The sequence below is a fragment of the Vreelandella arcis genome, assembly GCF_900103865.1.
In the GTDB taxonomy this organism is placed as follows: Bacteria; Pseudomonadota; Gammaproteobacteria; order Pseudomonadales; family Halomonadaceae; genus Vreelandella; species Vreelandella arcis.
Genome location: NZ_FNII01000005.1, coordinates 182,155 through 208,781, shown reverse-complemented (window position 1 = coordinate 208,781; position 26,627 = coordinate 182,155). Strand labels below are relative to the sequence as shown.

Below are 26,627 nucleotides of genomic sequence, written 5' to 3'. Positions count from 1 at the left end.
CATGTGGGCCTGATACAGAATATTTTGGCGGTTATTGTGGTGTTGGGGCTGTTGGTCACCTTCCACGAATTCGGCCATTTTTGGGTAGCACGCCGCTGCGGTGTCAAAGTGCTGCGTTTCTCGGTGGGGTTTGGTAAGCCGCTCTGGTCGCGGGTAGATCGCCACGGAACCGAGTTTGCTATCGCCGCGATTCCTCTCGGGGGATACGTTAAGATGCTCGACGAGCGCGAAGCCCCCGTGCCGGAAGAGCAGCTAGACCAAGCGTTCAATCGTAAAACGGTTTGGCAACGTATTGCAGTCGTGGCTGCCGGCCCAATCGCCAATTTCTTGCTCGCGATTGTAGCGTACTGGGCGTTGTTCGTTGCGGGGACGACCGTCGTTGCGCCGATGGTCGGTGAGACCCTTCCCGATTCGCCGGCGGCAGAGGCGGGTTTAAACCATGGCGACGAAATTACGGCCATTCAGGGAGAGTCTGTCAGCAACTGGGAGGCAATCAATCTAAAGCTTGTCTCAATGATTGGCTTCAGTGGCGATTTGACCATCGAGGCTCGCCCAGAGGGTCAGAGCAATGCATCAGTTTACGAGCTGCCGCTACGCGATTATTTGACCCGCCAGGATCCACCCCAGCCCTTGCAAACGCTGGGCATAACCCCTTGGCAGCCTGATGTGCCCGCGATGCTCGGTCAGGTGATTGATGGCGAAGCCGCCGCTGAAGCTGGCTTGCAGGTGGGCGATCGCATCATTGCGGTGGATGAGCAGCCCATCGCGGATTGGATGGCTTTTGTCAACGTGATTCGGGGCAGCCCCGGCCAAGCGTTATCGGTTAAATTTGAACGCAATGGCGAGCCACAAACCACCACGTTAACGCCTGCTCGCAACAGTCTGGAGACTGGTGTTGCTATTGGTTACATTGGTGCGGGCGCTGAGCCTGTCACCTGGCCAGATGAGTATCAACGCGAGATCCGCTATGGCCCTGTTGAGGCCGTCGGTCAGTCTCTATCGCGCACGGCAGACATGACGCTGTTGACCGTTGATGCGATTCGCAAAATGCTGGTGGGGCTAATATCACCATCTAACTTGTCCGGCCCGATTACCATTGCTCAGATCTCCGGTGACACTGCCCGGGCGGGTCTGGAAGCATTTGTTGGCTTTCTAGCGTATCTTTCTATTAGCCTGGGGGTGCTTAACTTGTTGCCTATCCCCGTGTTGGACGGTGGTCACCTGCTTTATTATTTCATGGAGATCGTGCGCGGACGGCCGGTCTCCGAGAAAACCCAAGCGATAGGCCTACGTATCGGACTTGCCATGGTCGGCACCCTGATGCTCATGGCCTTGTATTTTGATCTGATGCGCCTCTGGTAACGACGCGTGTAGTGCCTAGGATGCCTTGTCATCTGCCTGCACAAATGTATATGGTGCCCGTTTGTAAAATGGGCAGACCAACGCGAGCGAAATGACTGCATGAAAATCAAGACCTTTGGAATGGCGGTACTCTTGCTGGCAGGCGCCAGCGGTGCCCAAGCACAATCCTTTGATGTTTCGGACATTCGTGTGGAAGGACTGCAGCGGGTTTCCGCCGCCTCGGTCTTTAATGCGTTTCCTGTGAGTGCCAACGACCAAGTGAGCGAAAGCGAGTTGGCGGCAGCGGCGCGGCAACTTTTCGAAACCGGATTGTTCGAAGACGTATCGCTGGCCCGGGAAGGCGACGTACTCGTCATCCAGGTGGTCGAGCGGCCCACGATTGCCCAGTTGAACATCAGCGGTAACGATCAGATTTCAGATGACGATTTGCGCGAGGGCTTGACCCAGGCAGGTCTCGCGGAAGGCCAGGTGCTACAGCTCTCCACGCTCGAAGAAATGGAGCGTGAGCTAGAGGGGCTTTATCAATCTCAGGGTCGCTACAGCGCAGGCATTGAGACCAGCGTCGAGGAAATCGACGAAGGACGGGTGCGCGTTGACATTGAAATTAACGAAGGCGAAGTCGCCAAAATCCGCCAGATCAACATCGTCGGTAATAACGCTTTTGACGACGAAACGCTGCTGGACATCTTCGAACTGGAAGACCGTCCGGGTTTCTTGTTTGGCTGGTTCTCCAGTGACGAATATTCCCGCGAAGCCTTGGCTGGCGACATCGAACGTTTGCGTTCGTACTACCTGGATCGCGGCTACGTCAATTTTGAAGTGACCTCCACCCAGGTATCCATTGGCGCTGACAAATCGGAAATCTTCATTACCTTGAATGTCGATGAAGGCAGCCAGTATCGGGTGGGCGACGTGCGTTTTACCGGCGATCTGGAAATTGGTGAGCAGCAGGCTCGTGATCTGCTCACTATCGAGCGCGGTGAGATATTCTCTCGGCAGGAACTCAATGCTTCCACTGAAGCGCTACGTAAGCGCTTGGGTGCTGAAGGTTTTGCCTTCGCCGATGTTCGCGGTATCCCCGAAGTGGCGAGTGACGGTGAGACGGTCGATCTGGTGATTGCCGTCGAACCTGGGCGGCGTGCCTACGTGCGCCGTATCGAGTTTGTCGGCAACACAACGACTGACGATGAAGTGCTGCGTCGCGAAATGATCCAGATGGAAGGCGCACCCGCCTCAACGGATTCGATTACCCAGTCGCGTCAACGCCTGGAACGGCTTGGCTTCTTCAGCCAAGTTGAAGTAGACACTGAGCAGGTGCCCGGTGAACCCGATAAACTGGACGTCACTTACAATGTTGAAGAGCAGCCGTCAGGCTCTATTTCGGCCAGTATTGGGTTCTCCCAGAGCGCCGGGGTGATTTACGGGGCATCGCTTTCGCAGAATAATTTCCTGGGTACCGGTAACCGCGTCAATATCGGGGCTCAGCGTAGTGACACCTTTACCAGCATTAACTTTGGCTTTACCGATCCCTACTGGACGCTGGACGGTATTTCTCGGGGCTATAATGTCTTCTATCGTGAAACCGATTACGAAGATTCTGATATCTCGACCTACTCCACGGATGCGTATGGCGCCGGGATTAACTTCGGTTATCCTATCAGCGAGCTTTCACGGCTTAACTTTGGCGCTAGCGCCGAAGATCTCACGGTGAAAACCTACTTTGACACCGCCTCGGAAATTCGCCGTTACGTTCAGGACGAGGGCGATAGTGCACAAGCCCTCAAGCTCAATGCCAACTGGACACGCAATAATCTGAACCGCGGCATCATGCCCACATCGGGTAATTACCAGCGCCTCTCGGTGGAAACCGGTGCGCCGGGCAGCGATACGCAATACTACAAATTCAGTGCTCGCGCGCAGCAACTGTTTGCGTTGAGCGATGCGTGGTCACTGAAATTTACCGGCGACCTCGGCTATGCCGACTCGCTGGGCAGCAACGACCCTTATCCTTTTTATGAAAATTTCTATGCCGGGGGCTTGGGCTCGGTTCGTGGTTTCACGTCGAATACTCTGGGCCAGCGTACTACTCCCTCGCGTGAAGGCGGTCGAGACCGCACTTTAGGCGGTAACGTGCTCGTTGAAGGTAGCGCTGCTGTGCTTTTCCCATTGCCGTTTGTAGAAAATCAGAACTCTTTGCAGGCATCGTTGTTCTTAGATGCGGGTAATACATTCTTAACCTCCTGCTACGACGTGCTCGACGAAGACGCTAGCCGCCAGCGGTGCGATTCCGGCGTTGACTTGGGCAACCTTCGCTATAGTGCCGGGCTGGGCCTCTCCTGGCTGACACCGGTGGGCCCGCTGACCTTTGCGGTGGCTGAGCCCTTAAACGAAGAGAGCGGGGATGATACCCAGTTCTTCCAGTTCTCGCTGGGCCAGTCATTCTAATGTGTTAACGCGTGCCGTCCGGCGCGCTGGTTTTACAAAAAAGGAGTTACTACCATGCGTAAGCTCACTGGGGTCGTTTTTCTGTTGGGTGCCATGGTGTTATCGGCACAGGCACAAGCGGAGGAAGTCGCGGTGCTTGACTGGCGTGCGGCATTGATGAATAGCGAATCCGCCCAATCATCCATTAGCCGCTTGGAAGGCGAGATTGGCGACCAGCAGCGTGAAGCTGAAAGCCTTAGCAACGAACTTCAGGGGTTGCAGCAGCGCCTGCAGAATGAAGGCGAGATGATGTCTGAAGCCGAGCGTGAGTCGATGATTGCCGAGCTACAACAAAAGGGGCGTCGCTTCGAACAGCTGCGTCAGCAAATAGGCCAGGCGCAGCAGCGTTCTGAGCAGCAGTTTCTTCAAGGTGCCGAGTCCAAGCTTGAACAAGCGGTCGAGCAAGTAATTGATCGTCACGGTATCGAAGTGTTAGTCGAGCCCCAGGGGGTTCTGCATTCATCAAGGGATCTGCCCAATGTGACCGATGAAGTGACGCAAATTTTTAACTCGCTCAATTAATATACCCATAATGATTGGTGCGGTATTGCCGCGCCAAAGGTTACTTGGCCGCTCATGACCCACGCTTCTCACGACCTTACGCTTGCGGATATTGCCCGCCATTTGAACGTTGCCTTCGAGGGCGACGGTAAGCAGCCCGTACGGGGGCTGGCGACGCTTAAAGAAGCCCAGTCTGACCAAGTGGCTTTTCTAGCCAATCGTGCTTATCTGAAAGACTTGGTCGCGACCCGAGCGGCGGCTGTTCTGCTTCATCCGGAGCACGCTGAAAGCTGTCCGGTACCTCGCTTGGAGATAGACAATCCCTATTTGGGTTACGCCCAACTGTCCCAGCTTTTCGATCCGTTACCCGCGCGTGATGTGCCAGGTATCCATCCCAGTGCTGTGGTCGCCGCAAGTGCCTCGTTGGGAGAAGGCGTTAGTATTCAGGCCAATGCAGTGGTTGAAGAGGGCGTGGTGCTCGGCGAGCACGTGGTCGTAGGAGCCGGAAGCGTCATTGGCGCCGATAGCGTGGTGGGCGATCATAGTCGTTTACATGCCAATGTGACCGTCTGTCATGGGGTCGTGATTGGCCAACGGGTTATTTTGCAAAGCGGCTGCGTGATTGGTGGGGACGGGTTTGGTTTTGCCCACGACGGCAGCCGCTGGCACAAAATCGCTCAATTAGGCGGTGTTGTGTTGGGCGATGATGTGGAAGTCGGTAGCTGCTCCAATATTGATCGGGGTGCGCTGGGTGACACCGTCATCGGTAATGATGTGAAAATCGACAGTCAGGTGCAAATTGCCCATAACGTGACGGTCGGCGATCACAGTGCGCTGGCGGGTTGTTCGGGCATTGCGGGCTCTACCCATGTGGGGCAGCACTGCATGCTCGGCGGCGGCGCAGGGCTAGCGGGCCATATCACGATCTGCGATGGCGTTCAGATCACGGGCATGAGCCTGGTGACCAATTCTATTCATAAGCCCGGCGTTTATTCTTCCGGCACCGGGGCCATGAGTAACGCTCAGTGGCGAAAAAATGCCGTTCGTTTTAAACAGCTTGATGATATTGCTAACCGGTTGTCTCGCTTGGAAAAAAACCATCGCGGCCAGATGTGACTGTGTGAATATGACAGTGGGTCGGTTGAGGCTCACCCGCATAGCGTTATAATCCACTGCTTTTTTAATCGGCTTTAGTGCCGATGGTTGCCTGATGTGACAGGTATTATGTTTCTTTAGAGGTCGCTACGATGGTTATGGATATAAACGAAATTCGCGAGTACTTGCCGCACCGCTACCCGTTTTTGCTGGTAGATCGGGTAACGCAGCTGACTGTGGGCGAATCCATCGTTGCGTACAAAAATGTCAGTATTAATGAACCGTTTTTTAACGGTCATTTTCCCCATCATCCGATCATGCCGGGCGTGCTGGTGATTGAGGCGTTGGCTCAAGCCTGCGGGATTCTTGGGTTTAAAACGGTTAATAAGCTCCCCGCCGATGGCTATGTATATTACCTGGTGGGTAGTGATAAAGTGCGTTTTAAGCGCCCTGTGATGCCGGGCGATCAATTGACGCTTCAGGCTGATGTTATCCGCGGTAAGCGGGGCATTTGGAAATTTGCCTGCCGTGCAACGGTGGATGGCGAACTGGCCTGCGAAGCAGAGATTATTTGTGCTGAGAGGAAAGTAGCTTGATACATCCTACTGCCCTTGTCGATCCCGCCGCCCGGCTTGCCGATGACGTCGAGGTAGGCCCCTTCAGCGTGATTGGGCCTGATGTCACCATTGGTGCAGGGTCGGTCATTGGCCCTCACGTGGTTGTCAAAGGTCCCACGACGCTAGGCGAGCGTACGCGCATTTTCCAGTTTGCCTCGGTGGGTGAGGATTGCCAGGATAAAAAGTACGCGGGCGAGCCGACGCGTTTGGTAATGGGTGACGACAACGTCATTCGTGAAGGCGCAACGCTGCATCGTGGAACGGTACAAGACCGCGGTGAAACGACGATCGGCTCGCGCAACCTGTTCATGGCCTACGTGCACGTAGGCCATGACTGTGTGGTTGGCGACGACTGTATTTTAGCCAACCAAGTGACGTTGGCAGGCCACGTTACCGTAGGCAATTTTGCTATTCTGGGCGGCTTGGCGGCCGTGCATCAGTTCTGCCACTTTGGCGATTACGCCATGGCGGGCGGTGGTTCGATTATTACCAAAGACACACCAGCCTACGTGATGATCAATGGCAACCCCGCTGAAGCACGTGGCCTCAACCTCGTGGGATTGAAGCGGCGAGGCTTTAGCCGTGAAGCGATTAACGCGCTGACAGCTTCGTACAAGCTTGTGTATCGGCAAGGGTTGACGGTCGAGCAGGCACTGGCTGAAATGCGTCGTCAGTTTCCAATACCTGAAGTGACTCACTTCGCTGATTCGATCGAGCGTTCAACTCGCGGCATCACCCGCTAATCGGCGGCTTCTACATGGGACTTCAGCGCATATACCTAGTAGCAGGCGAGCTTTCCGGGGATATTCTCGGCGCCGGACTGATGCGCGAACTAAACGCGCGCCATCCCGACATTGAGTTTCGTGGCATCGGCGGCCCACGTATGGAAGCCCAGGGGCTAAACAGCCGCTTCCCACTCGAGACGCTCTCGGTAATGGGCCTGGTGGAAGTGGTCAAGCACCTGCCGGAACTGATTGGGGTACGCCGCACGCTACGTCAGGAAGCCCAAGCCTGGCAGCCCGATATCATGATTGGCATTGATGCCCCGGATTTTAACATCGGTCTGGAGAAACAGCTTCGCGAGGCGGGCATTAAAACGGCGCATTACGTCAGCCCCTCGGTGTGGGCATGGCGGCAAGGACGCGTGAAAAAAATTGCCAAAGCCGTCGATGGCATGCTTACGCTGCTGCCTTTTGAGGCGGACTTTTATCGTCGTCACCAGGTGCCCGTTGCTTTTGTCGGCCACCCGCTTGCCGATGAAATGCCCCTCGACAATGACCGTCAGAACACCCGCCAGGTACTTGGCTTGGATGAGCAGAGACCAGTATTGGCGATTTTGCCCGGTTCCCGGGGTAATGAAATTCGCTTTCTTGGGCCGACCTTTTTAAGCGCAGCAGAACAGCTTTGCCTGCGGCACGATACCCTCCAGGTGGTTATTCCCGCCGCCAGCGCACAGCGCCGCGAGGAAATTAACTCGCTATTAGGCGCTTATCCGGCGCTTAATGAGCGGGTTGTGCTGTTAGACGGGCAGGCCCGCGAAGCGATGGTGGCAAGCGATGCTGTGCTGCTGGCGTCGGGAACGGCCGCGCTGGAGGCCATGTTGTGTCACCGGGCCATGGTAGTTGCTTATAAAATGGCCCCGTTAACCCATTGGTTGGCCAAGCGCCTCGTTAAGACCTCGTGGGTATCGCTGCCCAATCTGATTGCTCAGCAAACGATCGTCCCCGAGTTGATTCAAGACGCCGCTTCCCCCGAGGCGATCGCTGAGCAACTGAGCGCGCTACTGGTGGATGAGCCCGCGCGCCACGCGCTAGAAGCCCGTTTTGCCACAATGCATGCCGCGCTCCAGCGCAATGCCAGTCGCCGCGCGGCGGATGCGATTGAGGCCGTTGCGCTGGGTCAGCCGTTAGCCGCAGAGGACGACGGCATCAATGGGTATTAAGACGACTAACTTCCCACCGCTGCAGATAGACTACCGCGGTGCCCGTTTAGCCGGCGTCGACGAAGTGGGGCGCGGGCCGCTGATCGGCAGCGTAGTGGCCGCCGCGGTAATTCTTGACCCTGCTAAACCGATTGAAGGTCTTACGGATTCAAAAAAGCTGACCGCGCGCAAACGTGAAGCGCTGGATAGTCAGATTCGTGAGCGGGTGTTGGCCTTTGCCGTGGCAGAAGCGAGTGCTGCCGAAGTGGATCAGTTTAATATTTATCATGCCACGCACTTAGCGATGCGACGGGCGATTGACGCGCTAGTGCCGGCGGCAGAATACTTGCTGGTGGACGGTAACCGACTGCCGGGGCACTCGCTGCCGGGTCAGGCGGTGGTCAAAGGCGATGCCCGTCACCCCGCCATTGCCGCGGCGTCTATTTTGGCCAAGGTCGCCCGCGATGCCCAGATGGTTGCCTTGGATATGCGCTATCCTGAGTATGGTTTTGCGCGCCACAAGGGCTACCCGACCAAAGAGCACTTATCGGCGCTTGCGGTTCATGGGCCATTAGCCGACCATCGACGAAGCTTTGCGCCAGTGCAGCGCCAGCTAGCACTGCTGTAGCCTTTCTATTTATTTAGCGTTTTTTACCGAGAGTCCCATGACGGTTCCGTTCGTTCATTTACGTTTGCACAGTGAATATTCCCTGGTTGATGGCTTAGTGAAGCTCAAGTCGCTGGTCAGTACCACCGCTGAGCGCGAGATGCCGGCGCTGGCCTTAACTGATGAAGCGAATCTGTTTGGGCTGGTTAAGTTTTACAAAGCCGCCCAGGGCGCTGGGTTGAAACCGATTATCGGCAGTGACTTATGGCTGCATAATCCCCACGACGACGCGCATCCGTATCGTATTACGCTGCTGGCTATGAACGAACTCGGCTATCGCAACCTGACCGAGCTGATTTCCAAAGGCTGGACTGACGGTCAGCGTCAGGGCCGCGCCATTTTGGATAAGCAGTGGGTGATGGATCAAAGTGAAGGCCTGATTGCGCTTTCGGGCGGGCGCGAAGGCGAGATTGGCCGCCACCTGCTTTCCGAGCATGAGCGCGAAGCGCGGGTGTTGTTAGAGGAGTGGCAAAGTGCCTTCCCTGACCGCTTTTACCTGGAGCTCATCCGCACCGGTCGCCCCTTGGAAGAGGCCTGCGTTCACGCCAGCGTCAAGCTGGCGCTAGAGTCGAATACGCCTGTCGTGGCCACCAACGACGTGCGTTTTTTAGAGCGCGACGACTATTGGGCCCATGAAACGCGCGTGGCGATTGGCGAAGGTAAGGCGCTCGACGACCCGCGACGCGAGCGTCGCTACACTGAAGAACAGTACCTAAAAAGCCCCGACGAAATGGCCGAACTGTTCGCCGATATTCCCGAGGCGCTTGAAAACAGCGTTATGATTGCCGAGCGCTGCAGCGTGGATGTGCGCCTGGGCGAGATTTTCCTGCCCGAGTTCGGTATTCCCGAAGGCATGACCCAGGACGAGTTCTTCCGTAAGGTTTCCCATGATGGTTTAACCGAGCGGTTGGATTTCCTGTTTCCTGCCGACCAGTACCCTCGCGATAGCGACGCTTACCGCGAGATCGACCAGCGCTACCGGGAACGGCTCGACTTCGAGTTGAACATCATTATCCAGATGGGCTTTCCTGGCTACTTTCTGATCGTGATGGACTTTATACAGTGGGCCAAGGATAACGATGTTCCGGTAGGCCCGGGGCGTGGCTCCGGTGCGGGGTCGTTGGTGGCCTACGCGCAGAAAATCACTGACCTTGATCCAATTGGTTACGACCTGCTGTTTGAGCGCTTTCTTAACCCTGAGCGTGTCTCCATGCCCGACTTTGACGTCGACTTCTGCATGGAAAAACGCGACAAGGTAATTGAGTACGTGTCCGATCGCTACGGCCGCAACGCGGTATCGCAGATCGTCACGTTTGGCACCATGGCCGCCAAAGCCGTGGTGCGCGATGTTGCTCGCGCCCAGGGAAGGCCCTATTCGCTGGGCGACAAGCTCTCCAAGTTGATTCCCTTTGAAGTGGGCATGACGCTTGCCAAAGCCATTGAACAAGAAACGGCGCTGAAAGAGTTTATCGACAGCGACGAAGAAGCCGAAGAAATCTGGGAAATGGCCCTCAAACTGGAGGGCACTACCCGTGGCACCGGTAAGCACGCGGGCGGCGTGGTGATTGCGCCCACCAAGCTCACCGACTTTTCGCCACTGTTATGCGACGAAGACGGTTCAGGCTTGATGGTGCAGTTCGATAAAAACGATATCGAAGACGCCGGGCTGGTGAAGTTCGACTTTTTGGGCCTGCGGACGCTGACGATTATCGACTGGGCGCTGGAAATGGTCGATAAGGTGCGCGATGTGAACGGCCAGGGGCCGCTCAATATCGATGCCATTCCGCTCGACGATGGCAAAACCTTCGAGATGCTCAAGCGCGCCGAGACCACCGCGGTCTTCCAGCTGGAATCCCGCGGCATGAAGGAGTTGATCAAGCGCCTGCTGCCCGACTCCCTCGACGACATGATCGCCCTGGTGGCACTGTTCCGCCCCGGTCCGCTGCAGTCGGGCATGGTCGATGACTTTATCAACCGTAAGCACGGTCGCGCGGAAGTATCTTATCCACACCCGGATTACCAGCACGAGCTGTTGAAACCGGTGCTGGGGCCGACCTACGGCATCATTTTGTACCAAGAGCAGGTTATGCAGATCGCTCAGGTGATGGCCGGTTATTCGCTGGGTCAGGCGGACATGCTGCGCCGGGCGATGGGTAAGAAAAAACCTGAAGAAATGGCCAAGCAACGCGCTGGCTTCATGGAGGGCTGCGCGGCCAACGGTATCGACAAAGACCTCGCCGGGAACATTTTTGACCTGGTGGAAAAATTCGCCGGTTACGGCTTTAACAAATCGCACTCCGCGGCCTACGCATTGGTGTCTTACCAGACTGCCTGGCTCAAAGCCCATTATCCGGGGCCTTTCATGGCGGCGGTGTTGTCCACGGAAATGGATAACCTGGATAAAGTCGTCCCGCTGATAGAAGAGTGTCGTAGCCTCAAGCTCACCGTGACCCCGCCGGATGTCAACGTGGGTGGCTACAAGTTCACCGTGGATAGCGACGCCCGGGTGGTGTACGGGCTAGGCGCAATTCGCGGGGTAGGTGAAGGCCCGATTGGCGCGATCGTTGAAGCTCGCGAAGCCGGTGGCCCGTTTACCGATCTCTTCGATTTCTGCAAGCGCATTGATCCCAAACGCATGAACAAGCGCACCCTGGAAGCGCTGATTCGTTCCGGGGCGCTGGATAACCTAGGCCCAAACCGCGCAGTGCTGGCGGCCGCCATGGAGGATGCACTTAAGGCCGCTGCGCAAAATAACGCCAATCAGAACTTGGGTATGATCGATATGTTTGGCGAGGCATTTGCCGAAGAAGAAGAGGCAATTGATGTCTACGCTGAATATCGTAATGTCCGGGAGTGGACTGATCGTGAACGCTTGTCCGGTGAAAAAGATACCCTGGGCCTTTACTTAACGGGCCACCCGATTGACGAGTACGAACGTGAATTAAAACGCTTTGTGTCAACGCGCATCAGCGATTTAAAACCCTCTCGTGATCCGCAAAGGGTTGCGGGGTTGGTGGTGGCCATGCGCACGATGAAGTCCAAGCGCGGTGATACCATGGCGTTCATCACCCTGGATGACCGCACCGGACGCATCGAAACATCGCTATTTGGTGAGTTATTTGAACAGCTGCGCGGTCAGATCGCCGCGGATGAAGTGGTGATTGTCGAAGGCGAAGTCTCCAACGATGACTTTTCCGGCGGTTTAAAGCTGCGCGGCAAGGACGTAACCCCCATGGTCGCGGCACGCATGCGGTTTGGCCAGGCGGTGGAGCTGGCGCTGGATGCAAAACAACTCAACGGCCGTCTGGTCGAGAGCTTGCGCGCCAGTCTCACGCCGTTCCGCGACGAGGCGGGGCTGCCGGTTCGTTTGCAGTATCGCCACCCCGACGCGGTGGGCTGGCTAGAGCTTGCGAATGAATGGAAAGTCGCGCCCAGCGACGATTTATTGCTGACCCTGCGCGATGTGCAAGGTCAGGTGGGCGTCCAGCTGCGTTACAAGTGATGCGCTTTCCGTGTGGTGCCTTGCGTGGCAGGGTCAGGGTGCGATAATGCTCTCTATCACATGCGCGTTTCGACAAGGCTTATTTTCTACAGGCAGAGCCGATGAATCCTAATTATCTCGATTTTGAACAGCCCATTGCCGAACTTCAGGCAAAAATTGAGGAGCTGCGCTTGGTCAGCTCCGACAGTCAAGTCAACCTTTCCGACGAGATCGCCCGGCTGGAAGAAAAAAGCCGTAAGCTAACGGAGTCGATCTTCAAGGATTTAACGCCGTGGCAGGTGTCTCAGCTGTCTCGGCACCCACAGCGCCCCTACACGCTGGATTATCTTGAGCACATCTTCACCGATTTTGACGAGCTTCACGGTGACCGACACTTCGGCGACGATGCCGCTTTGGTAGGCGGTGTGGCGCGTCTGGATGATCAGCCCGTTATGGTAATCGGTCATCAAAAAGGCCGTGATGTTAAAGAGAAGGTGCGCCGCAACTTTGGCATGCCACGCCCTGAAGGCTACCGTAAAGCCTGTCGGTTAATGGAAATGGCCGAGCGCTTTAAGATGCCGGTGCTGACCTTTATCGACACGCCGGGGGCTTATCCGGGTATCGACGCCGAGGAGCGCGGTCAGTCTGAAGCGATCGCCTACAATTTGGCCGTCATGTCGCGCCTGAAAACCCCGATCATCTCCACCGTGGTGGGTGAAGGCGGTTCGGGCGGGGCACTGGCCATTGGCGTGTGCGATGAGCTGCAAATGTTGCAGTACTCGACCTATTCGGTGATTTCCCCGGAGGGCTGCGCGTCTATTCTGTGGAAGAGTGCTGAGAAAGCCTCCGAAGCAGCCCAGGCCATGGGCATCACCGCCGAGCGTTTAAAAGAACTTGGTTTTGTCGATTCGTTGATCAAAGAGCCCCTCGGCGGCGCGCATCGCCATCCGGTTTCGACGTCCGAGCGCGTTAAAGAAGCGCTGGTGGCGAGTATTGATCGGCTACAAACGATGGACACTGAGGCGCTATTGGCGCGCCGTTATGATCGCTTAATGAGCTATGGCGCACCGGCAGCCTGATTTGCTAGTAAGTCTGCTCAACGACGCCCTGGTGGAAACCCCACCGGGGCGCTCTATTTGGGTGGCCGTCTCCGGCGGGCTCGACTCATCGCTGTTACTCGTGCTGGCCGCGGAGGTATGCCAGCAGGCTCGGCGGCCGCTCAAGGCGCTTCATGTTAACCATGCCCTACAACCAGCAGCCGAGACATTTGAAACACAGTGTCGAGACTTGTGCGCTTCGCTTGCGGTACCGCTCACGGTGGCGCGGGTAACGGTTGAACACCAAGGCGACGGCCTTGAAGGGGCTGCCCGACGGGCGCGCTATGCTGCCTTTGCCCAACATATTAGCCAAGGCGATACGCTGTGGCTGGCCCAACATCAAGACGATCAAGCCGAAACCCTGCTGCTGGCGGCGCTACGCGGTAGTGGCATTCGTGGGCTTGGTGCCATGCCTTACCGACGCGATTGGCAGGGCCTTACTCTGTTGCGCCCCTGGCTGACCGTCAGCCGTCAGCAATTGGCCGAAACGGCCGAGGTGATGCGCCTGGATTGGTGTGACGACCCAACCAATCAAGACGTTGCGTTGGATCGGAACCGCCTACGCCACCGGGTGTTGCCCGAGCTTCAGGCACGCTGGCCGAAGGCGGCTAGTGCGCTGGCGCAAAGTGCGCGGCACGCGGGGGAGGCCGACCAACTGCTGGTTGCCTATGCCGCCGAGGAACTGCAGGCGTTGCGAGATAGCGACGGCAGTCTCGATGTGGCCGCGCTTGGCTTACGTGACCGCCCCCGTCAGCGCCTGCTAGTACGCACGTTGTGTCAGCAAGCGGATTTGCCTACGCCGCCGCGTCAACGTATTGATACCCTGCTGGATCAATTCTTCGCCGGGCGTGATGCCCAGGTGCGTGTGTCATGGCCGGGGGCCGAAGCACGGGTGTGGCGTGGGCGTTTATATATCATGCCGCCATTAGAAGCGCTTGAGCCCTGGCAAGCCACTTGGAACGGCCAGCCCGGGCTGATAACCCCGCTAGGCCCACTGCAACTGGCACTAGAGACCACCGAGCCCGTGACCCTTCGCTGGCGACAGGGAGGAGAAACGATACGTTTGCCAAAACGCGGTCGGCGGGATGTTAAGCGGCTGCTACAGGAGACGCTGTTGCCCCCGTGGCAGCGCGAACGGCTCATTATGGTGATGCAAGGGGAAGAGTGTGTGGGCGTCATTCAGCCGCCCGCCACGCTGCTGTGGCGGGCAGAAGGCGTTAACTTTGGGTAACGGGCTGCTCGTCGATGTTTAGCTTGAACCCTGCTGCGTCCATGTAGGCTTGTTCTTGCTCCAGGTCGGTGCTCAGAAGCGTCGGCTCGTCGCTTTCGGGCAGCGTGATCGTCAGTTGATCGCCTTTAACGGTGATGTCGGGGAGCGGCGGGGCGCTTTCCGGGCGTGAATGGTTCAGCAGCACCGCCAGGCGCAGCAGGCGAGCCAGTTTAGCACTCTGCTCTTGCTGTGCTTTAGGCAGCGCCTGCCATTCTTTGAGCGGAAATTTACGCCGATGGGCGCGAGCTAAAAACGCCAGCAAGCGCTGTTCCGGGCGCGAAAATCCGGCAAGATCCGAATGCTCGAGTAGATAAGCGCCGTGTCGGTGGAACTGGCTGTGGGAAATCGCCAGGCCAATTTCATGCACGTGGCAGGCCCATTGCAAATAGCGCCCTTGCTCAGCGCTCAGTGACCACTCATGGCGAACCTGATGAAACAAACGCTCGCCGGTATCAGCGACATTTTGCCCCTGGCGGGTATCGACATCGTAGGTGCGCTGCAGCGATTCCAGGCTTTTCGAGCGCGAGTCCTCCGCGGTATTACGCCCGGCCATATCGTAGAGCACGCCTTCGCGCAGGGCGCCGTCGGCATAGCGCATCTGGGTTAAGTCGAAGGCTTCGAAAATCGCTCCAAGAATGGCAATCCCAGCGGGGAAAACCTTGGCGCGGTCGGACTTGAGGCCGTTGAGCTCTACTTTATCCAGATTCTTGCACTTCAGCAGGCGTTCACGCAGCTTCTTTAAGCCGTCACGCGTGATCACACCCTCGTGGGGCGTATCGCCGTAAGCATAAAGCACGCTGGCGGTAGCCTTGATCGTGCCGCTGGAGCCCACCGGGTCATCCCAGCCCAGGCGCTGGTAAGGGCGCTGGATATTGGCGAGTTCCGAAAGGGCGGCTAATTCAGCGCGACGCATGCGTTTTTCGCTGAGTTCGCCGTCGGGGAAGAAGCGCTGGCGGAAGGTGACGCATCCCATGCGCAGGCTCTCCAGGGCTTTTGGCTCGAAGGCCTCGCCAATAATAAATTCGGTGGAACCGCCGCCGATATCGACAATTAAACGGCGACCGCTCTCTGCCAGCGCGTGGGCGGCGCCCAGATAAATAAGGCGGGCCTCTTCGCGACCGGCAATGATCTCAATGGCGTGGCCCAATTGCGCTTCAGCGCGTTCGATGAAGTCCTGGCTATTATGCGCATCACGCAGGGCGTTAGTGCCCACAATACGCAAATTTTGCTGGGTGATGCCGGTCAAAAAGGGGGCAAACCGGCCCAGACAATCCAGGGCGCGTTGAATGGCGGCTTCGTTGAGCTGGCCGTCTTCATCCAAACCCGCGGCAAGTTGAACCTTTTCGCCCAGGCGAGCCACAACTTGAAGGCGTTCATTGTGGTAGTTGGCAACCAATAAGTGGAAGCTGTTCGACCCTAGGTCAATGGCCGCTAAGCGTTGCGGTGCGTCCCTTTCTGCCTCTGTGGCAGGGGCGTCAATGGGGAGCGAAATATCCTTGGGCATGAGCTATCCTTTGTGTTGGCTACCCCAAGGTTGAGGTGACGTCCATTTATTGTCAATTGCCAAAAGCTTGCGTTTGGCGCAGGGGTTGACTAACATCGAGCTACTGGCTTGATCCGACCTGAATAACCCATCTTTTTCACAGGTTATTATCCAGGTCGCCCCAGGCATTATCCAGCGTTGAAGTTAGCGCTCGTTGCACGGTGACGTATTTTGTGTATCGTGCCCGATGATGTCAGCCAGAGTCCAAGTCGTCAGATAGCCCGCTGGTTTAGCCGTTCCTGTGCAGACCAGAATCACCAGTACTAGCACCCTCGAACTGAGTCACATTAATCATGTGGTTAATACTTCTCAGCCTAGCCCTTTCATTTGAGCGCGTGCCTTATCGGGATCTGAACGCATCACACGGCGGAATGTACGCCTCCTGTCTTATTCCGGCGCTTGGCGCCTAGCTTCCATGAGCAACTTTCTAACACACCGATGAATCTCACTGAACTCAAGCAAAACACCGTTCCCGAGCTGCTCGATATCGCCCGTGAAATGGGTATCGATAACTTGGCCCGTTCGCGCAAGCAGGACATCATCTTCGCCATCCTCAAAAAGCATGCCAAAAGCGGTGAGGATATTTATGGCGACGGTGTGCTGGAAATTCTTCAGGATGGTTTTGGCTTTTTGCGCAGCGCCGACAGCTCTTATCTCGCCGGGCCGGACGATATTTACGTCTCGCCCTCACAAATCCGTCGCTTTAACCTGCGTAAAGGCGACTCCATCTCGGGCAAAATCCGTCCGCCGAAAGAAGGTGAGCGCTACTTCGCGCTGCTCAAGGTTAGCCAGATCAACTTTGACCGCCCGGAAAACGCCAAGCATAAGATTCTCTTTGAGAATCTGACGCCGCTGTTCCCGGACGACCGGATGCGGATGGAAATTGGCAATGGTTCCACCGAGGATCTGACCTCGCGGATCATCGACCTGACGGCGCCCATCGGCAAAGGTCAGCGTGGCCTGCTAGTGTCACCGCCGAAAGCGGGTAAGACGCTGATGCTGCAGAATATTGCGACATCCATTACGCGTAATAACCCCGAGTGCCATCTGATCGTTCTGTTGATCGACGAGCGCCCCGAGGAAGTTACCGAGATGTCGCGCACCGTTCGCGGTGAAGTCGTGGCCTCAACGTTTGATGAACCACCCGCCCGCCACGTGCAGGTGGCTGAAATGGTCATCGAAAAAGCCAAGCGGCTAGTTGAGCACAAAAAAGACGTGGTGATTTTGCTCGATTCCATCACCCGCTTAGCACGTGCTTACAACACAGTGGTGCCTAGCTCCGGTAAGGTTCTCACCGGTGGTGTAGACGCCCATGCGCTTGAGAAGCCCAAACGCTTCTTCGGTGCAGCGCGTAACATCGAAGAAGGCGGCAGCCTGACCATTATTGCCACAGCGCTGGTGGATACCGGCTCGAAAATGGACGAAGTCATTTTCGAGGAGTTCAAGGGCACCGGTAATATGGAAGCGCACCTTGACCGCAAACTAGCCGAAAAACGCGTCTTCCCGGCGATCAATATCCGCCGCAGCGGCACGCGGCGTGAAGATCTGTTGGCCTCCGAAGAAGAGATGCAACGCATGTGGATTTTGCGCAAGCTATTAAATCCCATGGAGGATACCGCTGCCACCGAGTTCCTGATTGACCGCTTGAAAGATACCAAGACCAATCTGGAGTTCTTTGACGCGATGAAGCGCCGCTAGCATTCGGCAAAACCGACCTAGCGGCACTGCTGTCAGCCAGGGAGTGTGCATTGAAGTATCATGATCTGCGCGAGTTCATCACCGCCCTTGAAGCCCAGGGCGAACTGAAGCGAATTACCGCTGAAGTGGATCCCTACCTGGAAATTACCGAAATTTGCGACCGCACACTGCGTGCGGGTGGCCCGGCGCTGCTGTTTGAAAACGTCAAGGGCCACGACATGCCGCTGCTAGGTAATTTGTTTGGTACCCCAAAACGGGTGGCGCTGGGCATGGGGCAGGATTCGGTAGAAGCGCTGCGCGAAGTCGGCAAGCTACTGGCGTTTTTGAAAGAGCCTGATCCCCCAAAAGGGCTTAAAGATGCCTGGACCAAGCTGCCGATCTTTAAACAGGTGCTCAGCATGGGCCCCAAGTACGTCAAACGCGCGCCGGTTCAGGAAGTAGTCTTCGAAGGTGACGAGGTCGACCTCGGGCGACTGCCCATCCAGCACTGCTGGCCGGGTGATGCTGCCCCGCTGGTAACCTGGCCGCTGGTGATCACTCAGGGGCCGCATAAAAAGCGCCAGAACCTGGGTATCTACCGCCAGCAGAAAATTGCCAAGAACCGCTTGATCATGCGCTGGCTATCGCATCGCGGCGGCGCGCTCGATTTTCTCGAGTTTCAAAAGGCCCACCCCGGCGAGCCGTTCCCTGTGGCGGTCGCGCTGGGCGCAGATCCCGCGACGATTTTGGGCGCGGTGACGCCCGTGCCGGATACGCTTTCCGAATACGCCTTCGCCGGGCTATTACGCGGCTCGCGTACCGAACTGGTCAAATGCGGCCATGCCGAGCTGGATGTCCCCGCCTCAAGCGAAATCATCCTTGAAGGGTTTATCTACCCCGACGACATGGCGCCGGAAGGCCCCTATGGCGACCACACCGGGTATTACAACGAAGTGGATCACTTCCCGGTGTTTACCGTGACACGCATGACCATGCGGCGTGATGCGATTTACCACTCTACCTATACGGGCCGTCCACCGGACGAGCCCGCTATTTTAGGCGTAGCGCTGAACGAAGTCTTCGTGCCTATTCTGCACAAGCAGTTTCCTGAAATTATTGATTTCTACCTGCCGCCGGAGGGGTGCTCCTACCGCATGGCGGTGGTCACCATGAAAAAGCAGTACCCCGGCCACGCCAAACGCGTAATGATGGGCGTGTGGAGTTTTCTGCGCCAGTTTATGTACACCAAGTTTGTCATCGTGCTGGATGACGACGTCGACGCGCGCAACTGGGAAGATGTGATGTGGGCGATTACCACGCGCATGGATCCCGCACGCGACACCGTCATGGTAGAAAACACGCCGATTGATTACCTCGATTTCGCATCTCCCGTGTCGGGGCTGGGGTCGAAAATGGGCCTAGACGCCACCAACAAGTGGCCGGGCGAAACCGACCGCGAGTGGGGAACCCCCATTGTCATGGACGAAGAGGTCAAAGCCCGGGTCGATGCGCGTTGGGACAGCCTGGGGATCGATATTCCTCTGCCGCCCCCGCGGAAAGGTAGCAACACCTAGCACCCTGATTGAATTTGATTTTTAACTATAGAGGCTTTCATGAGCGCAAGGATGTTGACTTGCCAAGTTACGGCCGTTGAGGACCTCAATCCCGACGTATTCGGTGTCACCCTCGAAGGGCGTGCCGAAGCCATGCAGCATGCCCCTGGGCAGTACCTGGAGCTAAAGCTCGACGATGCCACTTGGGTGCCGTTTTCGATCGCCAGTGCCGAGCGGGGCGATGGCATTATTGAACTGCACATTCAGCACTGGCCCGAGCGTGACAACTCGGCGCGACTGCGGGAGCTGCTTCAGGTCGCCAACCAACTGACCGTGCGTTTACCCGGCGGCGACTGTGTGTTGGATTTGCAAAGTGAGCGCCCGCTGTGGCTGATCGCGGCAGGTACCGGCTTCTCGCAGATGAAAGCGATCATCGAAGCCTCGCTTAAGCATCAACCTGAACGGCAGATTTCGCTGTGGTGGGCGGTACGCGAGCACCGTGACTTGTATGCCGAAAGCTTAGCGTGCGAATGGGCGCAGCGGTATCCCAATATTGACTTTCAAGCCGTGACCGAGTTTCCGCTGACCGAACCGATGACGCCGGGTGAGCGTATTAATCACCACCAGGGCCGTATTGATCTGGCGCTTGAAAAGGCGGCGATGACGCCCAGCGAGTGGGATGTTTACATCTCCGGTTCGCCGGGCATGGTCTACGCCTGTATGGATGTGCTCGAGCGCAAAGGCCTAAATGCGGATCGTGTTTTCTCCGATGTGTTTTCGTACGCGCCGCGTAGCTAAATAGCGCTGTGAGCTAATGGCGTTAGGCGGTTGCTATTAGACGCGCAGACAGGCAGGATAAACACATAGTTAGAAATCATTCGCTGCCGCCGTTTAGCAGCCAACCCAAACCAGGACGCTGATATGTCATTACGACACACAACATTGACTGCATCTCGTCTGCCCATCATGGCAGATGGCGTCTTCGGTTATGGCTATTGGTTTAGCGACGGTGTGCCGATGGCCGACGCCTAACGTCGCGCCTGCAGGCACACCCCACGGGTTGCCTGCCGAATGCAAAGAAGCCCCGGTTGGTAACCCCACCGGGGCTTCTTGCGTTTTAGGCGAGTCATACGTTCAAACCGGCACTGAGCATCGGGGCCGATTATCGGCAACAACACGTATTGATGACAGGTATATAAAGCCGTCACTGGCAATTAACAAAGGAGTTGGAAAATGACTTATCGCGCATTCTCTCTCGCTATGGTTAACCGCTATCTGGACAACGGCTGGCGATTTAGCGACGCGCGGTCGGTGCCAGTGGCCACCTCCGACCGTGCCTGCTCGGGTGGCATGTTGGTCAAACGATGTCACACGATTACGGAGAGATAACCCCATGAATGCCCCTGTCAGCGCAATGCTCAACACGATTTCCACCTCTCACGAGACCGCGGCGACGCCGCTGCCCACCCCGGCTGAATTACGCCGTCAGCTTCCATTGGACGAAGCACTGGGTGCGCAAATTGCCGAACAGCGCCATGCGGTTCAACGCATTCTCAATGGTCAGGATGACCGTTTATTCGTCGTGGTCGGTCCCTGCTCGGTTCACGACCCAGAGGCCGCACTCGACTACGCCGACCGTCTGGCAGCCCTGAGCGAAGAGGTCAGCGACCGTCTCCTCCCGGTTATGCGGGTGTATGTCGAAAAACCGCGTACCACGGTGGGCTGGAAAGGGCTGGCGTATGATCCCCACTTGGATGGTCATGGCGATATGGCTCAGGGCTTAGCGTTATCCCGTGAGTTAATGCACGGTATCGCGCGTCGCGGTTTGCCGGTGGCGACCGAACTGCTCCAGCCGATGCTTGCCCCCTATCTGGAAGACGCGCTGAGCTGGGTAGCGATCGGCGCGCGCACCACCGAGTCGCAGCTACACCGGGAGCTGGCCAGCGATCTGGCCGCCGCCGTGGGGTTCAAAAATGCCACCAGCGGCGATGTCCAGGTGGCGGTTGATGCCATGCAGGCGGCTGCGCATTCGCATCAGCGGTTTGCGCTGGACAGCGAAGGCCGCCCGGTCATGCAGCAAACGGCCGGCAACCCGCATACCCATGTGGTACTGCGCGGTGGCCACGGCGAACCGAACTATCAAGCCCACCACGTACGCACGGCGGTCAACACGCTGCGCGAAGCGGGACAGAATCCCCGTCTGATGGTCGACTGCAGCCACGCCAACGCGCGCAAGGATCACCGCCGTCAAAGTGAGGTGATGCTCGATGTACTGGCCCAGCGCCAGGCAGGCGATGCCAATCTGGTGGCGCTGATGTTGGAAAGTCACCTGTTCGAAGGCAAGCAGCCGCTAAAGCCCGGCGCCCTGCGTTACGGCGTCTCGGTCACCGACGCCTGCGTCGGTTGGGACACCACCGAGCACCTGTTAAAGACCGCTGCGGAACGTCTGCGCTAGCGTTGTCGCGAGCGAATGACTTGTGTGCCCTGGTCAGCCCCGTATCATAGGCATATTTACCCCTTTTCTTGCCTGCGAGGTTGGCCATGGTATTTACCCTGGAGTCGCACGACCCCGATAACTACCGCCGTAAGGCGCGCATGATCACCTTCATTATGGCGGCACAGCTGCTGATTTTCGGCCTGTTGTTTGCCATGCTGCTGACATCGACCTTCGGCCAGGGGGTGTGGTTAAACGTGTTGGGCGGCGTGCTGGGGCTATTGGCCACCAGTGCAATGTTCGCGGCGTTGCGCGACCGGCCCTGGATGCAAGAGGTCGGCTACGTGTGGCAGCTGAAGCAGCATCTTTCACGAATTAACGGCCATCTCCCCGCGATTCGCCATGCCATGGGCGAAGATAATCGCACAGCGCTGGATATCCTGGCGTTTTATCACCAGGGCATGGCACAGCTAGCCGAGTTTAACGGTCGTCCACCCAGTGATAATAGCGAACGTCAGCACGTCAGCGAGCGACGTGCTGCATTGGGGCTGCCAGCCGAGGTCGAACGGTTTGACCCTCAAGATTTACATGCCTTTAAACGCCAATAAGTTATCCATCTGCTATTCCAGGAGCATGTCGCAATGATGTCTACCCCGGTGAGATTTTTTGTATTAGGCGCTGCTTTTGTAGCGATAAGCGGCTGCGCCCCGTTGCAATCCCCCTCGGGCTCGGCCGCCAGTTCTGCAGACCCCGCGCTGGACACCAAGGCACCTTTGCTGCCCTCGGCGCTGTTTTCCGGCCAGTCGAAGCAGTTTGAAGGCTGGCACTGTAGTCCGGCGCGCCAGCATTTAATTACCGCTGTCGATGGCGAAACGCTACGGCTTTGGTCGCTGCATGGCGCCTGGCGCCTGCCGCAGGCGGTGGTAGCCAGCGGCGCGCGCTACCAGGACGGCGAGATCAGCTTTTGGAACCGGGGTGAGCAGGCGATCGTTGAAACGCCACGGGGGCAACTCAAGTGTGAGTTGGCTGCCAGTCGTGCCGCCTCAACCCGTCAGGATCATCCAGGCGTGATGTTCAGAGGACAAGGCAACGAGCCGGGCTGGACGGTGGCGCTGGCTCACGATTCGCCTAAGCTCACCTTGTCTACCGACTATGGCGACAACGTTGAAACGCTGCCGTATATGGTCAGCGTAATGGATAACGAGGCTGGCCGAGTGGTGTTGGTGAATGCCGATGCCGAGGACTTTTTCCGCGTGCGCATCGAAGCCGGGGCCTGCTTTGACGACATGAGCGGCCAACCGTATCCCGCCAGAGTGACGTTAACCCTTGATGGACAGCAATACAGCGGCTGTGGCCAGGGTATCGCGCCGTCGGCATAGCCGTGGCCTCACGGCTTGCAGGTGGTCGCTAAGGACTCAGTACGCCATTGAAGGGCGATATAGGTCGTCGCGCAGAGGGCCGAACGATCACCTGCTGAACGTGCTGCTAACCGCGACAGCGTTGCCAGTTGAACGTCGCGCTGGCTGCCTATCTCATTGGAGATGCCCAACGGCTCCCAGGCGTCGTTCTGGCGTGTGGCCAGGCTAAAGCTGAAAGGATGAAACCCGGGAAATCCGAGCCGAAGATCGGTTGCCAACAGGGTCGTTTGCCCGTCGATTTGACGACTTTCAAAGCGTAAAAATGGCCCAGCGAACCACGCCAACCGTTGCCCCGCTATGCTCTCAAGCGCAGTGCTTTCCAGCTCGGCTCCGCGTCGTAATGGCTCAAGCTTGGGTACTTCGCCGCTGTCCAGCACGCTTATTAAGCTTTCATAGTAGCGGTCGCCGTCGACCACCGTCGCTCGCCAAAGCAAGATATTGAATGGCGTCGGCTGCACCAGTCGCGGTGCATTATCTAACCCCTGTTCGGCTAGCGCAGGGGCCAGTTTGTGCTCAACGGTAAGCTTCGCGCCGAAGGCCAGCACTAAGTACATACTCGATATCGCAAGCCCCCAGCCACACCAACGCCTTATCCGGCGGGTGAGTAGGGCGGCCGTTAAGCAGGCCAGCAGCGGCAGTGAGTAAAAGGGGTCAATAATGAACACCAGTGGCCAAGCGATTGGTGGAGACTCCAACGGCCACAACAGTTGAGTTCCATAAGCGGTCAAGGCATCCAGCAGTGGGTGGCTGATCAGGATCAGCCCGAAGAAAGCTCCCCATTGGGCAATCGAAATATCCTTGGCAGGTGCTAGTCGCGCGCTTAAGAGTGCTAACAAAGCGGCTAAGCCAGTGAGCACGAAAAGCGAGTGGCTAAAGCCGCGGTGCTCGGTGACGTTGGCCACCGCGTCGCCGTAATCAATCACCACATCAAGATCCGGCAAGGTGCCAACCAGTGCGCCAATTAACACCGCTTTACGGCCTAGCCGACGCCCCAATACGACTCCCCCTACGGCAGCTCCCAGCGCGGCCTGTGTGACTGAATCCACGGTATCTCCCAGGGGCATGCCCCATTCAGATTAAATAGCTGATAATTGCACATGGCTGTCAGTAAAATATATTTATGTAAGGTTATTGTCTAAAAAGTGTGACAAACGCATGCATAGAGCCTGCCGCATAAACGCCGTTGGAGTGCTAAGCTGGGCGCATTATGACTTCAAGTCAGGCGTATTACGTCAGTATCGTCACATGACAAACAGGAGAGATAGCATGCAATACCTTCACACCATGGTGCGCGTTAGCGATTTAGATGCATCGCTACATTTCTATTGCGACCTGCTCGGGCTTAAGGAAGTACGCCGTAAAGAAAACGACAAAGGCCGCTTTACGCTGGTCTTCCTGGCCGCCCCGTTTGATGAAGCGCGTTCCACGCGTCTGACCGCCCCGGAACTGGAGTTAACCTACAACTGGGATCCCGAAGAATATACCGGCGGGCGCAACTTTGGTCACCTGGCCTACCGCGTGGACGATATCTATGCACTGTGCCAGAAGCTTCAAGACAACGGCGTTACAATCAACCGCCCGCCCCGCGATGGCCACATGGCGTTTGTAAAATCGCCGGATGGCATCTCCGTGGAGCTGTTGCAAAAAGGCGATGCGCTGTCGCCCCAGGAACCCTGGGCATCGATGGAAAATACCGGTAGCTGGTAAACATGAAACAAGGAAGCTTCACCATGACCATGAAAGACTGGCGTTTAGTGCCCTGGCTCGCCTCGGCGGCGCTCCTGCTAAGCGCGTGTAGCAGCGCGCCGGGGCCACGCCCTGCACCGGAAGAGGGGCCGAGTGGCACCTCGCTTTCGGGGGCGGTTGTTGAGCAGCGCTGGAACCTATTGCTAGTGGGCACCAGCGAGCGTCTTTCGATGCCCGAAACGCCTTTTTTCCGCATTGGGCGTGACGGTAACGTTAGCGGCCATGATGGCTGCAATCGCTTCACCGGTCAGGTGGCGTTAGGCGAAGGTCAGCGCATCGAATTCAGCGAACTGGCCACCACGCGTAAAGCGTGCTCCAACATGGAAGACGCTCAGCGAGTGACGGACATGCTGGAGACCGCTTACCGTTACTTGATCGACCATGACCGACTGGTGTTTTTCGGACCGGATAGTCGCGTGCTCGGCGGTTGGAGAGAAAGTAACTAAATCAGTTGGTTAATCCTCAAATGGCGGGTTGAAGCGGGCGATAAAGCGCCCATCAATCCGCCTTTTCCATTGCCATACCCACTTTCCTGATACCCCAAAAGCATCTCGGCTGGCAACGGCGCGGCCATTTCCGGTGCCGATAAGCGCGAGTACTCGTTTAGGGGGCTGCCAATCGGTTAGCGGCTCGCCGTGGCAGGCACGGCGTAGGTTATCCGCCAGGTGTGGCCCCATGCGCACGGCGTACACCCCTGCATTGGGCAGTGGTGGGTCAAAGGCCGCACAGTCGCCCGCCGCGAATATCCCCGGCTGGCCGATGACTTCCAATGTCTTCTCCACCTGGACAAACCCCTGCGCATCCAAAGGCAGTTGACTGTCAGAAAGCCAGCCGTGGCCAACCGCCCCGGTAGCCCACAAGACCGTATCGGCGCTGATGCATTCACCTCCCTGGGTCGACACACCGCCGTTCACCAACGCCACCCCGCGGGTTTGTAGATGCACCCGGATACCGGCGCGCGTTAACGCCCGCGCGATTAATCGCCGGGGCAGGTACCCCGCCTCGGGTAATAATGAGGCAGATGCGCTTAGTAAGTGCCCCTGCCAATTGATATCCGGTCGCTGATACCGCAGCTGGGCAAGTACGCTCAGCAAGGTTTCGCAGCCCGCTGCGCCGCCGCCAACGCTCACCAGCCGCTGGCTGCCCCCTTGGGGAAGCTGCTCGACATCATCGAGCAGCGCCTGCCAGCGGTGATGCAGTGAGCTCAGCGGGCGCATCGCGAGTAAGTGAGGGAGGTTAGCGCCATGCCGTTTGGGCAGCATCAGGGTAGACCCCACGTTGAGCGATGCCACGTCAAAGCTTAGCGTGTCGCCGTTTGCCAGGGTGACATGGCGCGCCGTGGTATCCAGTGAAATCGCTGAGGATTGGATGAGCACAGCGCCTGCCCGCTGGCATAATGCAGCAACGTCGATCTGGGTGTCACGCAGCGTACATTCTCCCGCCAGCCAGGCCGGGACGCTGCCTGAATACGCGGCCAGGTGACTGTCGCTGACCACCGTGATCGCAATGTTAGCATCGGGGCGCCGGGCAAAGGCTTCCAGTACGAAGGCGTGAGCATGGCCCGCGCCAACCAGTAACAGATGCTGCATCCCAATGCCTCTTGAAAAGCGTGTGTAATGAACAGGTCTGGATCGCGCAAAACGAAACGACGGCGGGGGAACGCAAATTAAAGCAGAATCAACGGGAAAAGGTTGTCTACTGCTGACCGCCGTATGCGATTTTTTCTCTACCCATAGCTTGGGAAAAGCGTTTTGTCCGCAA

23 protein-coding genes are annotated in these 26,627 nt (G+C 57.3%); 20 read left to right on the top strand and 3 right to left on the bottom strand.

The window, feature by feature from the left end; genetic code table 11:
• The first annotated feature begins 3 nt into the window (after positions 1-3).
• The 11 genes from rseP to tilS all read left to right on the top strand — a co-directional run bounded on the left by rseP (position 4) and on the right by tilS (position 14,456).
• Entirely contained in the window at positions 4-1,362 is a 1,359-nt protein-coding gene (rseP, locus tag BLR97_RS07750) for a sigma E protease regulator RseP (RefSeq protein ID WP_089704473.1), read from the top strand.
• A gap of 99 nt (positions 1,363-1,461) precedes the next feature.
• Positions 1,462-3,807 carry an outer membrane protein assembly factor BamA gene (bamA, locus tag BLR97_RS07745; protein WP_422821913.1) on the top strand — a complete coding sequence of 782 codons (2,346 nt, stop codon included), beginning with the start codon at positions 1,462-1,464 and terminating at the stop codon, positions 3,805-3,807.
• 54 nt (positions 3,808-3,861) lie between these two features.
• A complete protein-coding gene (locus tag BLR97_RS07740) occupies positions 3,862-4,368 on the top strand; it encodes an OmpH/Skp family outer membrane protein (RefSeq protein WP_089704470.1) in 507 nt (168 codons plus the stop codon).
• A gap of 54 nt (positions 4,369-4,422) precedes the next feature.
• Positions 4,423-5,463, top strand: a complete 1,041-nt coding sequence (gene lpxD / locus BLR97_RS07735) for a UDP-3-O-(3-hydroxymyristoyl)glucosamine N-acyltransferase (protein WP_089704467.1) — start codon at positions 4,423-4,425, stop codon at positions 5,461-5,463.
• A 131-nt stretch (positions 5,464-5,594) separates the two neighbouring features.
• Positions 5,595-6,038, top strand: a complete 444-nt coding sequence (fabZ, locus tag BLR97_RS07730; protein ID WP_089704466.1) for a 3-hydroxyacyl-ACP dehydratase FabZ — start codon at positions 5,595-5,597, stop codon at positions 6,036-6,038.
• Positions 6,035-6,802 carry an acyl-ACP--UDP-N-acetylglucosamine O-acyltransferase gene (lpxA, locus tag BLR97_RS07725; RefSeq protein ID WP_089704463.1) on the top strand — a complete coding sequence of 256 codons (768 nt, stop codon included), beginning with the start codon at positions 6,035-6,037 and terminating at the stop codon, positions 6,800-6,802. The genes fabZ and lpxA overlap by 4 nt, the downstream gene beginning before the upstream one ends.
• A gap of 14 nt (positions 6,803-6,816) precedes the next feature.
• Positions 6,817-8,001 (top strand): lipid-A-disaccharide synthase, encoded by a 1,185-nt coding sequence (gene lpxB / locus BLR97_RS07720; RefSeq protein ID WP_089704461.1) that lies wholly within the window; start codon positions 6,817-6,819, stop codon positions 7,999-8,001.
• Positions 7,991-8,608: a ribonuclease HII gene (gene rnhB / locus BLR97_RS07715; protein ID WP_089704459.1), complete on the top strand. Its 618-nt coding sequence runs from the start codon at positions 7,991-7,993 to the stop codon at positions 8,606-8,608. The genes lpxB and rnhB overlap by 11 nt, the downstream gene beginning before the upstream one ends.
• 37 nt (positions 8,609-8,645) lie before the next feature.
• The gene (dnaE, locus tag BLR97_RS07710) at positions 8,646-12,149 is read left to right on the top strand and encodes a DNA polymerase III subunit alpha (protein ID WP_089704456.1); all 3,504 of its coding nucleotides are present in this window, start codon (positions 8,646-8,648) and stop codon (positions 12,147-12,149) included.
• 101 nt (positions 12,150-12,250) lie between these two features.
• Positions 12,251-13,207: an acetyl-CoA carboxylase carboxyl transferase subunit alpha gene (gene accA / locus BLR97_RS07705; protein ID WP_089704454.1), complete on the top strand. Its 957-nt coding sequence runs from the start codon at positions 12,251-12,253 to the stop codon at positions 13,205-13,207.
• The gene (tilS, locus tag BLR97_RS07700; RefSeq protein WP_089704449.1) at positions 13,188-14,456 is read left to right on the top strand and encodes a tRNA lysidine(34) synthetase TilS; all 1,269 of its coding nucleotides are present in this window, start codon (positions 13,188-13,190) and stop codon (positions 14,454-14,456) included. The genes accA and tilS overlap by 20 nt, the downstream gene beginning before the upstream one ends.
• Here the strand turns inward: tilS and ppx are convergent.
• Positions 14,443-15,999: an exopolyphosphatase gene (gene ppx, locus BLR97_RS07695; protein WP_089704446.1), complete on the bottom strand. Its 1,557-nt coding sequence runs from the start codon at positions 15,997-15,999 to the stop codon at positions 14,443-14,445. The two genes, tilS and ppx, sit on opposite strands and share 14 nt — an antisense overlap.
• 477 nt (positions 16,000-16,476) lie before the next feature.
• Between ppx and rho the strand changes: the two genes are divergently transcribed.
• The 7 genes from rho (at position 16,477) to BLR97_RS07665 (ending at position 23,081) form a co-directional block, all read left to right on the top strand.
• Positions 16,477-17,736, top strand: coding sequence for a transcription termination factor Rho (gene rho / locus BLR97_RS07690; RefSeq protein WP_089704443.1), 1,260 nt, complete (start codon positions 16,477-16,479; stop codon positions 17,734-17,736).
• A gap of 50 nt (positions 17,737-17,786) precedes the next feature.
• Complete coding sequence (gene ubiD / locus BLR97_RS07685) at positions 17,787-19,289, top strand: 4-hydroxy-3-polyprenylbenzoate decarboxylase (protein ID WP_089704440.1); 1,503 nt, start codon at positions 17,787-17,789, stop codon at positions 19,287-19,289.
• A gap of 39 nt (positions 19,290-19,328) precedes the next feature.
• A complete protein-coding gene (locus tag BLR97_RS07680; RefSeq protein ID WP_089704437.1) occupies positions 19,329-20,066 on the top strand; it encodes an NAD(P)H-flavin reductase in 738 nt (245 codons plus the stop codon).
• Positions 20,067-20,501: 435 nt separating this feature from the next.
• The gene (locus BLR97_RS19715; protein ID WP_170832998.1) at positions 20,502-20,657 is read left to right on the top strand and encodes a hypothetical protein; all 156 of its coding nucleotides are present in this window, start codon (positions 20,502-20,504) and stop codon (positions 20,655-20,657) included.
• Positions 20,658-20,661: 4 nt separating this feature from the next.
• Complete coding sequence (locus BLR97_RS07675; protein WP_089704434.1) at positions 20,662-21,723, top strand: 3-deoxy-7-phosphoheptulonate synthase; 1,062 nt, start codon at positions 20,662-20,664, stop codon at positions 21,721-21,723.
• Positions 21,724-21,809: 86 nt separating this feature from the next.
• Positions 21,810-22,310 (top strand): DUF3087 family protein, encoded by a 501-nt coding sequence (locus BLR97_RS07670; RefSeq protein WP_089704431.1) that lies wholly within the window; start codon positions 21,810-21,812, stop codon positions 22,308-22,310.
• 33 nt (positions 22,311-22,343) lie between these two features.
• Positions 22,344-23,081 carry an MliC family protein gene (locus BLR97_RS07665; RefSeq protein WP_089704428.1) on the top strand — a complete coding sequence of 246 codons (738 nt, stop codon included), beginning with the start codon at positions 22,344-22,346 and terminating at the stop codon, positions 23,079-23,081.
• An 8-nt stretch (positions 23,082-23,089) separates the two neighbouring features.
• On the opposite strand, the gene BLR97_RS07660 is transcribed toward BLR97_RS07665, so the two are convergent.
• Positions 23,090-24,166: a metal-dependent hydrolase gene (locus tag BLR97_RS07660; RefSeq protein ID WP_089704425.1), complete on the bottom strand. Its 1,077-nt coding sequence runs from the start codon at positions 24,164-24,166 to the stop codon at positions 23,090-23,092.
• 220 nt (positions 24,167-24,386) lie between these two features.
• Here BLR97_RS07660 and BLR97_RS07655 point away from each other — a divergent pair, with 220 nt between their 5' ends.
• Positions 24,387-24,827 carry a VOC family protein gene (locus BLR97_RS07655; RefSeq protein ID WP_089704422.1) on the top strand — a complete coding sequence of 147 codons (441 nt, stop codon included), beginning with the start codon at positions 24,387-24,389 and terminating at the stop codon, positions 24,825-24,827.
• 23 nt (positions 24,828-24,850) lie between these two features.
• Positions 24,851-25,312 carry an META domain-containing protein gene (locus BLR97_RS07650; RefSeq protein ID WP_089704418.1) on the top strand — a complete coding sequence of 154 codons (462 nt, stop codon included), beginning with the start codon at positions 24,851-24,853 and terminating at the stop codon, positions 25,310-25,312.
• A 9-nt stretch (positions 25,313-25,321) separates the two neighbouring features.
• Here the strand turns inward: BLR97_RS07650 and BLR97_RS07645 are convergent, their stop codons facing one another.
• Positions 25,322-26,455 carry an FAD-dependent oxidoreductase gene (locus tag BLR97_RS07645; RefSeq protein ID WP_089704415.1) on the bottom strand — a complete coding sequence of 378 codons (1,134 nt, stop codon included), beginning with the start codon at positions 26,453-26,455 and terminating at the stop codon, positions 25,322-25,324.
• Positions 26,456-26,627 lie beyond the last annotated feature (172 nt).

Excerpts from the sequence above, each read along its gene's own strand:
- BLR97_RS07655 (WP_089704422.1), top strand. The coding sequence starts at position 24,387 with ATGCAATACCTTCACACCATGGTGCGCGTTAGCGATTTAGATGCATCG.
- rnhB (WP_089704459.1), top strand. The coding sequence starts at position 7,991 with ATGGGTATTAAGACGACTAACTTCCCACCGCTGCAGATAGACTACCGC.
- BLR97_RS07680 (WP_089704437.1), top strand. The coding sequence starts at position 19,329 with ATGAGCGCAAGGATGTTGACTTGCCAAGTTACGGCCGTTGAGGACCTC.
- tilS (WP_089704449.1), top strand. The coding sequence starts at position 13,188 with ATGGCGCACCGGCAGCCTGATTTGCTAGTAAGTCTGCTCAACGACGCC.
- BLR97_RS07650 (WP_089704418.1), top strand. The coding sequence starts at position 24,851 with ATGACCATGAAAGACTGGCGTTTAGTGCCCTGGCTCGCCTCGGCGGCG.
- lpxD (WP_089704467.1), top strand. The coding sequence starts at position 4,423 with ATGACCCACGCTTCTCACGACCTTACGCTTGCGGATATTGCCCGCCAT.
- BLR97_RS07670 (WP_089704431.1), top strand. The coding sequence starts at position 21,810 with ATGGTATTTACCCTGGAGTCGCACGACCCCGATAACTACCGCCGTAAG.
- BLR97_RS07645 (WP_089704415.1), bottom strand. The coding sequence starts at position 26,455 with ATGCAGCATCTGTTACTGGTTGGCGCGGGCCATGCTCACGCCTTCGTA.
- BLR97_RS07675 (WP_089704434.1), top strand. The coding sequence starts at position 20,662 with ATGAATGCCCCTGTCAGCGCAATGCTCAACACGATTTCCACCTCTCAC.
- accA (WP_089704454.1), top strand. The coding sequence starts at position 12,251 with ATGAATCCTAATTATCTCGATTTTGAACAGCCCATTGCCGAACTTCAG.
- dnaE (WP_089704456.1), top strand. The coding sequence starts at position 8,646 with ATGACGGTTCCGTTCGTTCATTTACGTTTGCACAGTGAATATTCCCTG.
- BLR97_RS07740 (WP_089704470.1), top strand. The coding sequence starts at position 3,862 with ATGCGTAAGCTCACTGGGGTCGTTTTTCTGTTGGGTGCCATGGTGTTA.
- BLR97_RS07665 (WP_089704428.1), top strand. The coding sequence starts at position 22,344 with ATGATGTCTACCCCGGTGAGATTTTTTGTATTAGGCGCTGCTTTTGTA.
- ppx (WP_089704446.1), bottom strand. The coding sequence starts at position 15,999 with ATGCCCAAGGATATTTCGCTCCCCATTGACGCCCCTGCCACAGAGGCA.
- BLR97_RS19715 (WP_170832998.1), top strand. The coding sequence starts at position 20,502 with ATGACTTATCGCGCATTCTCTCTCGCTATGGTTAACCGCTATCTGGAC.
- bamA (WP_422821913.1), top strand. The coding sequence starts at position 1,462 with ATGAAAATCAAGACCTTTGGAATGGCGGTACTCTTGCTGGCAGGCGCC.
- rho (WP_089704443.1), top strand. The coding sequence starts at position 16,477 with ATGAATCTCACTGAACTCAAGCAAAACACCGTTCCCGAGCTGCTCGAT.
- lpxB (WP_089704461.1), top strand. The coding sequence starts at position 6,817 with ATGGGACTTCAGCGCATATACCTAGTAGCAGGCGAGCTTTCCGGGGAT.
- fabZ (WP_089704466.1), top strand. The coding sequence starts at position 5,595 with ATGGTTATGGATATAAACGAAATTCGCGAGTACTTGCCGCACCGCTAC.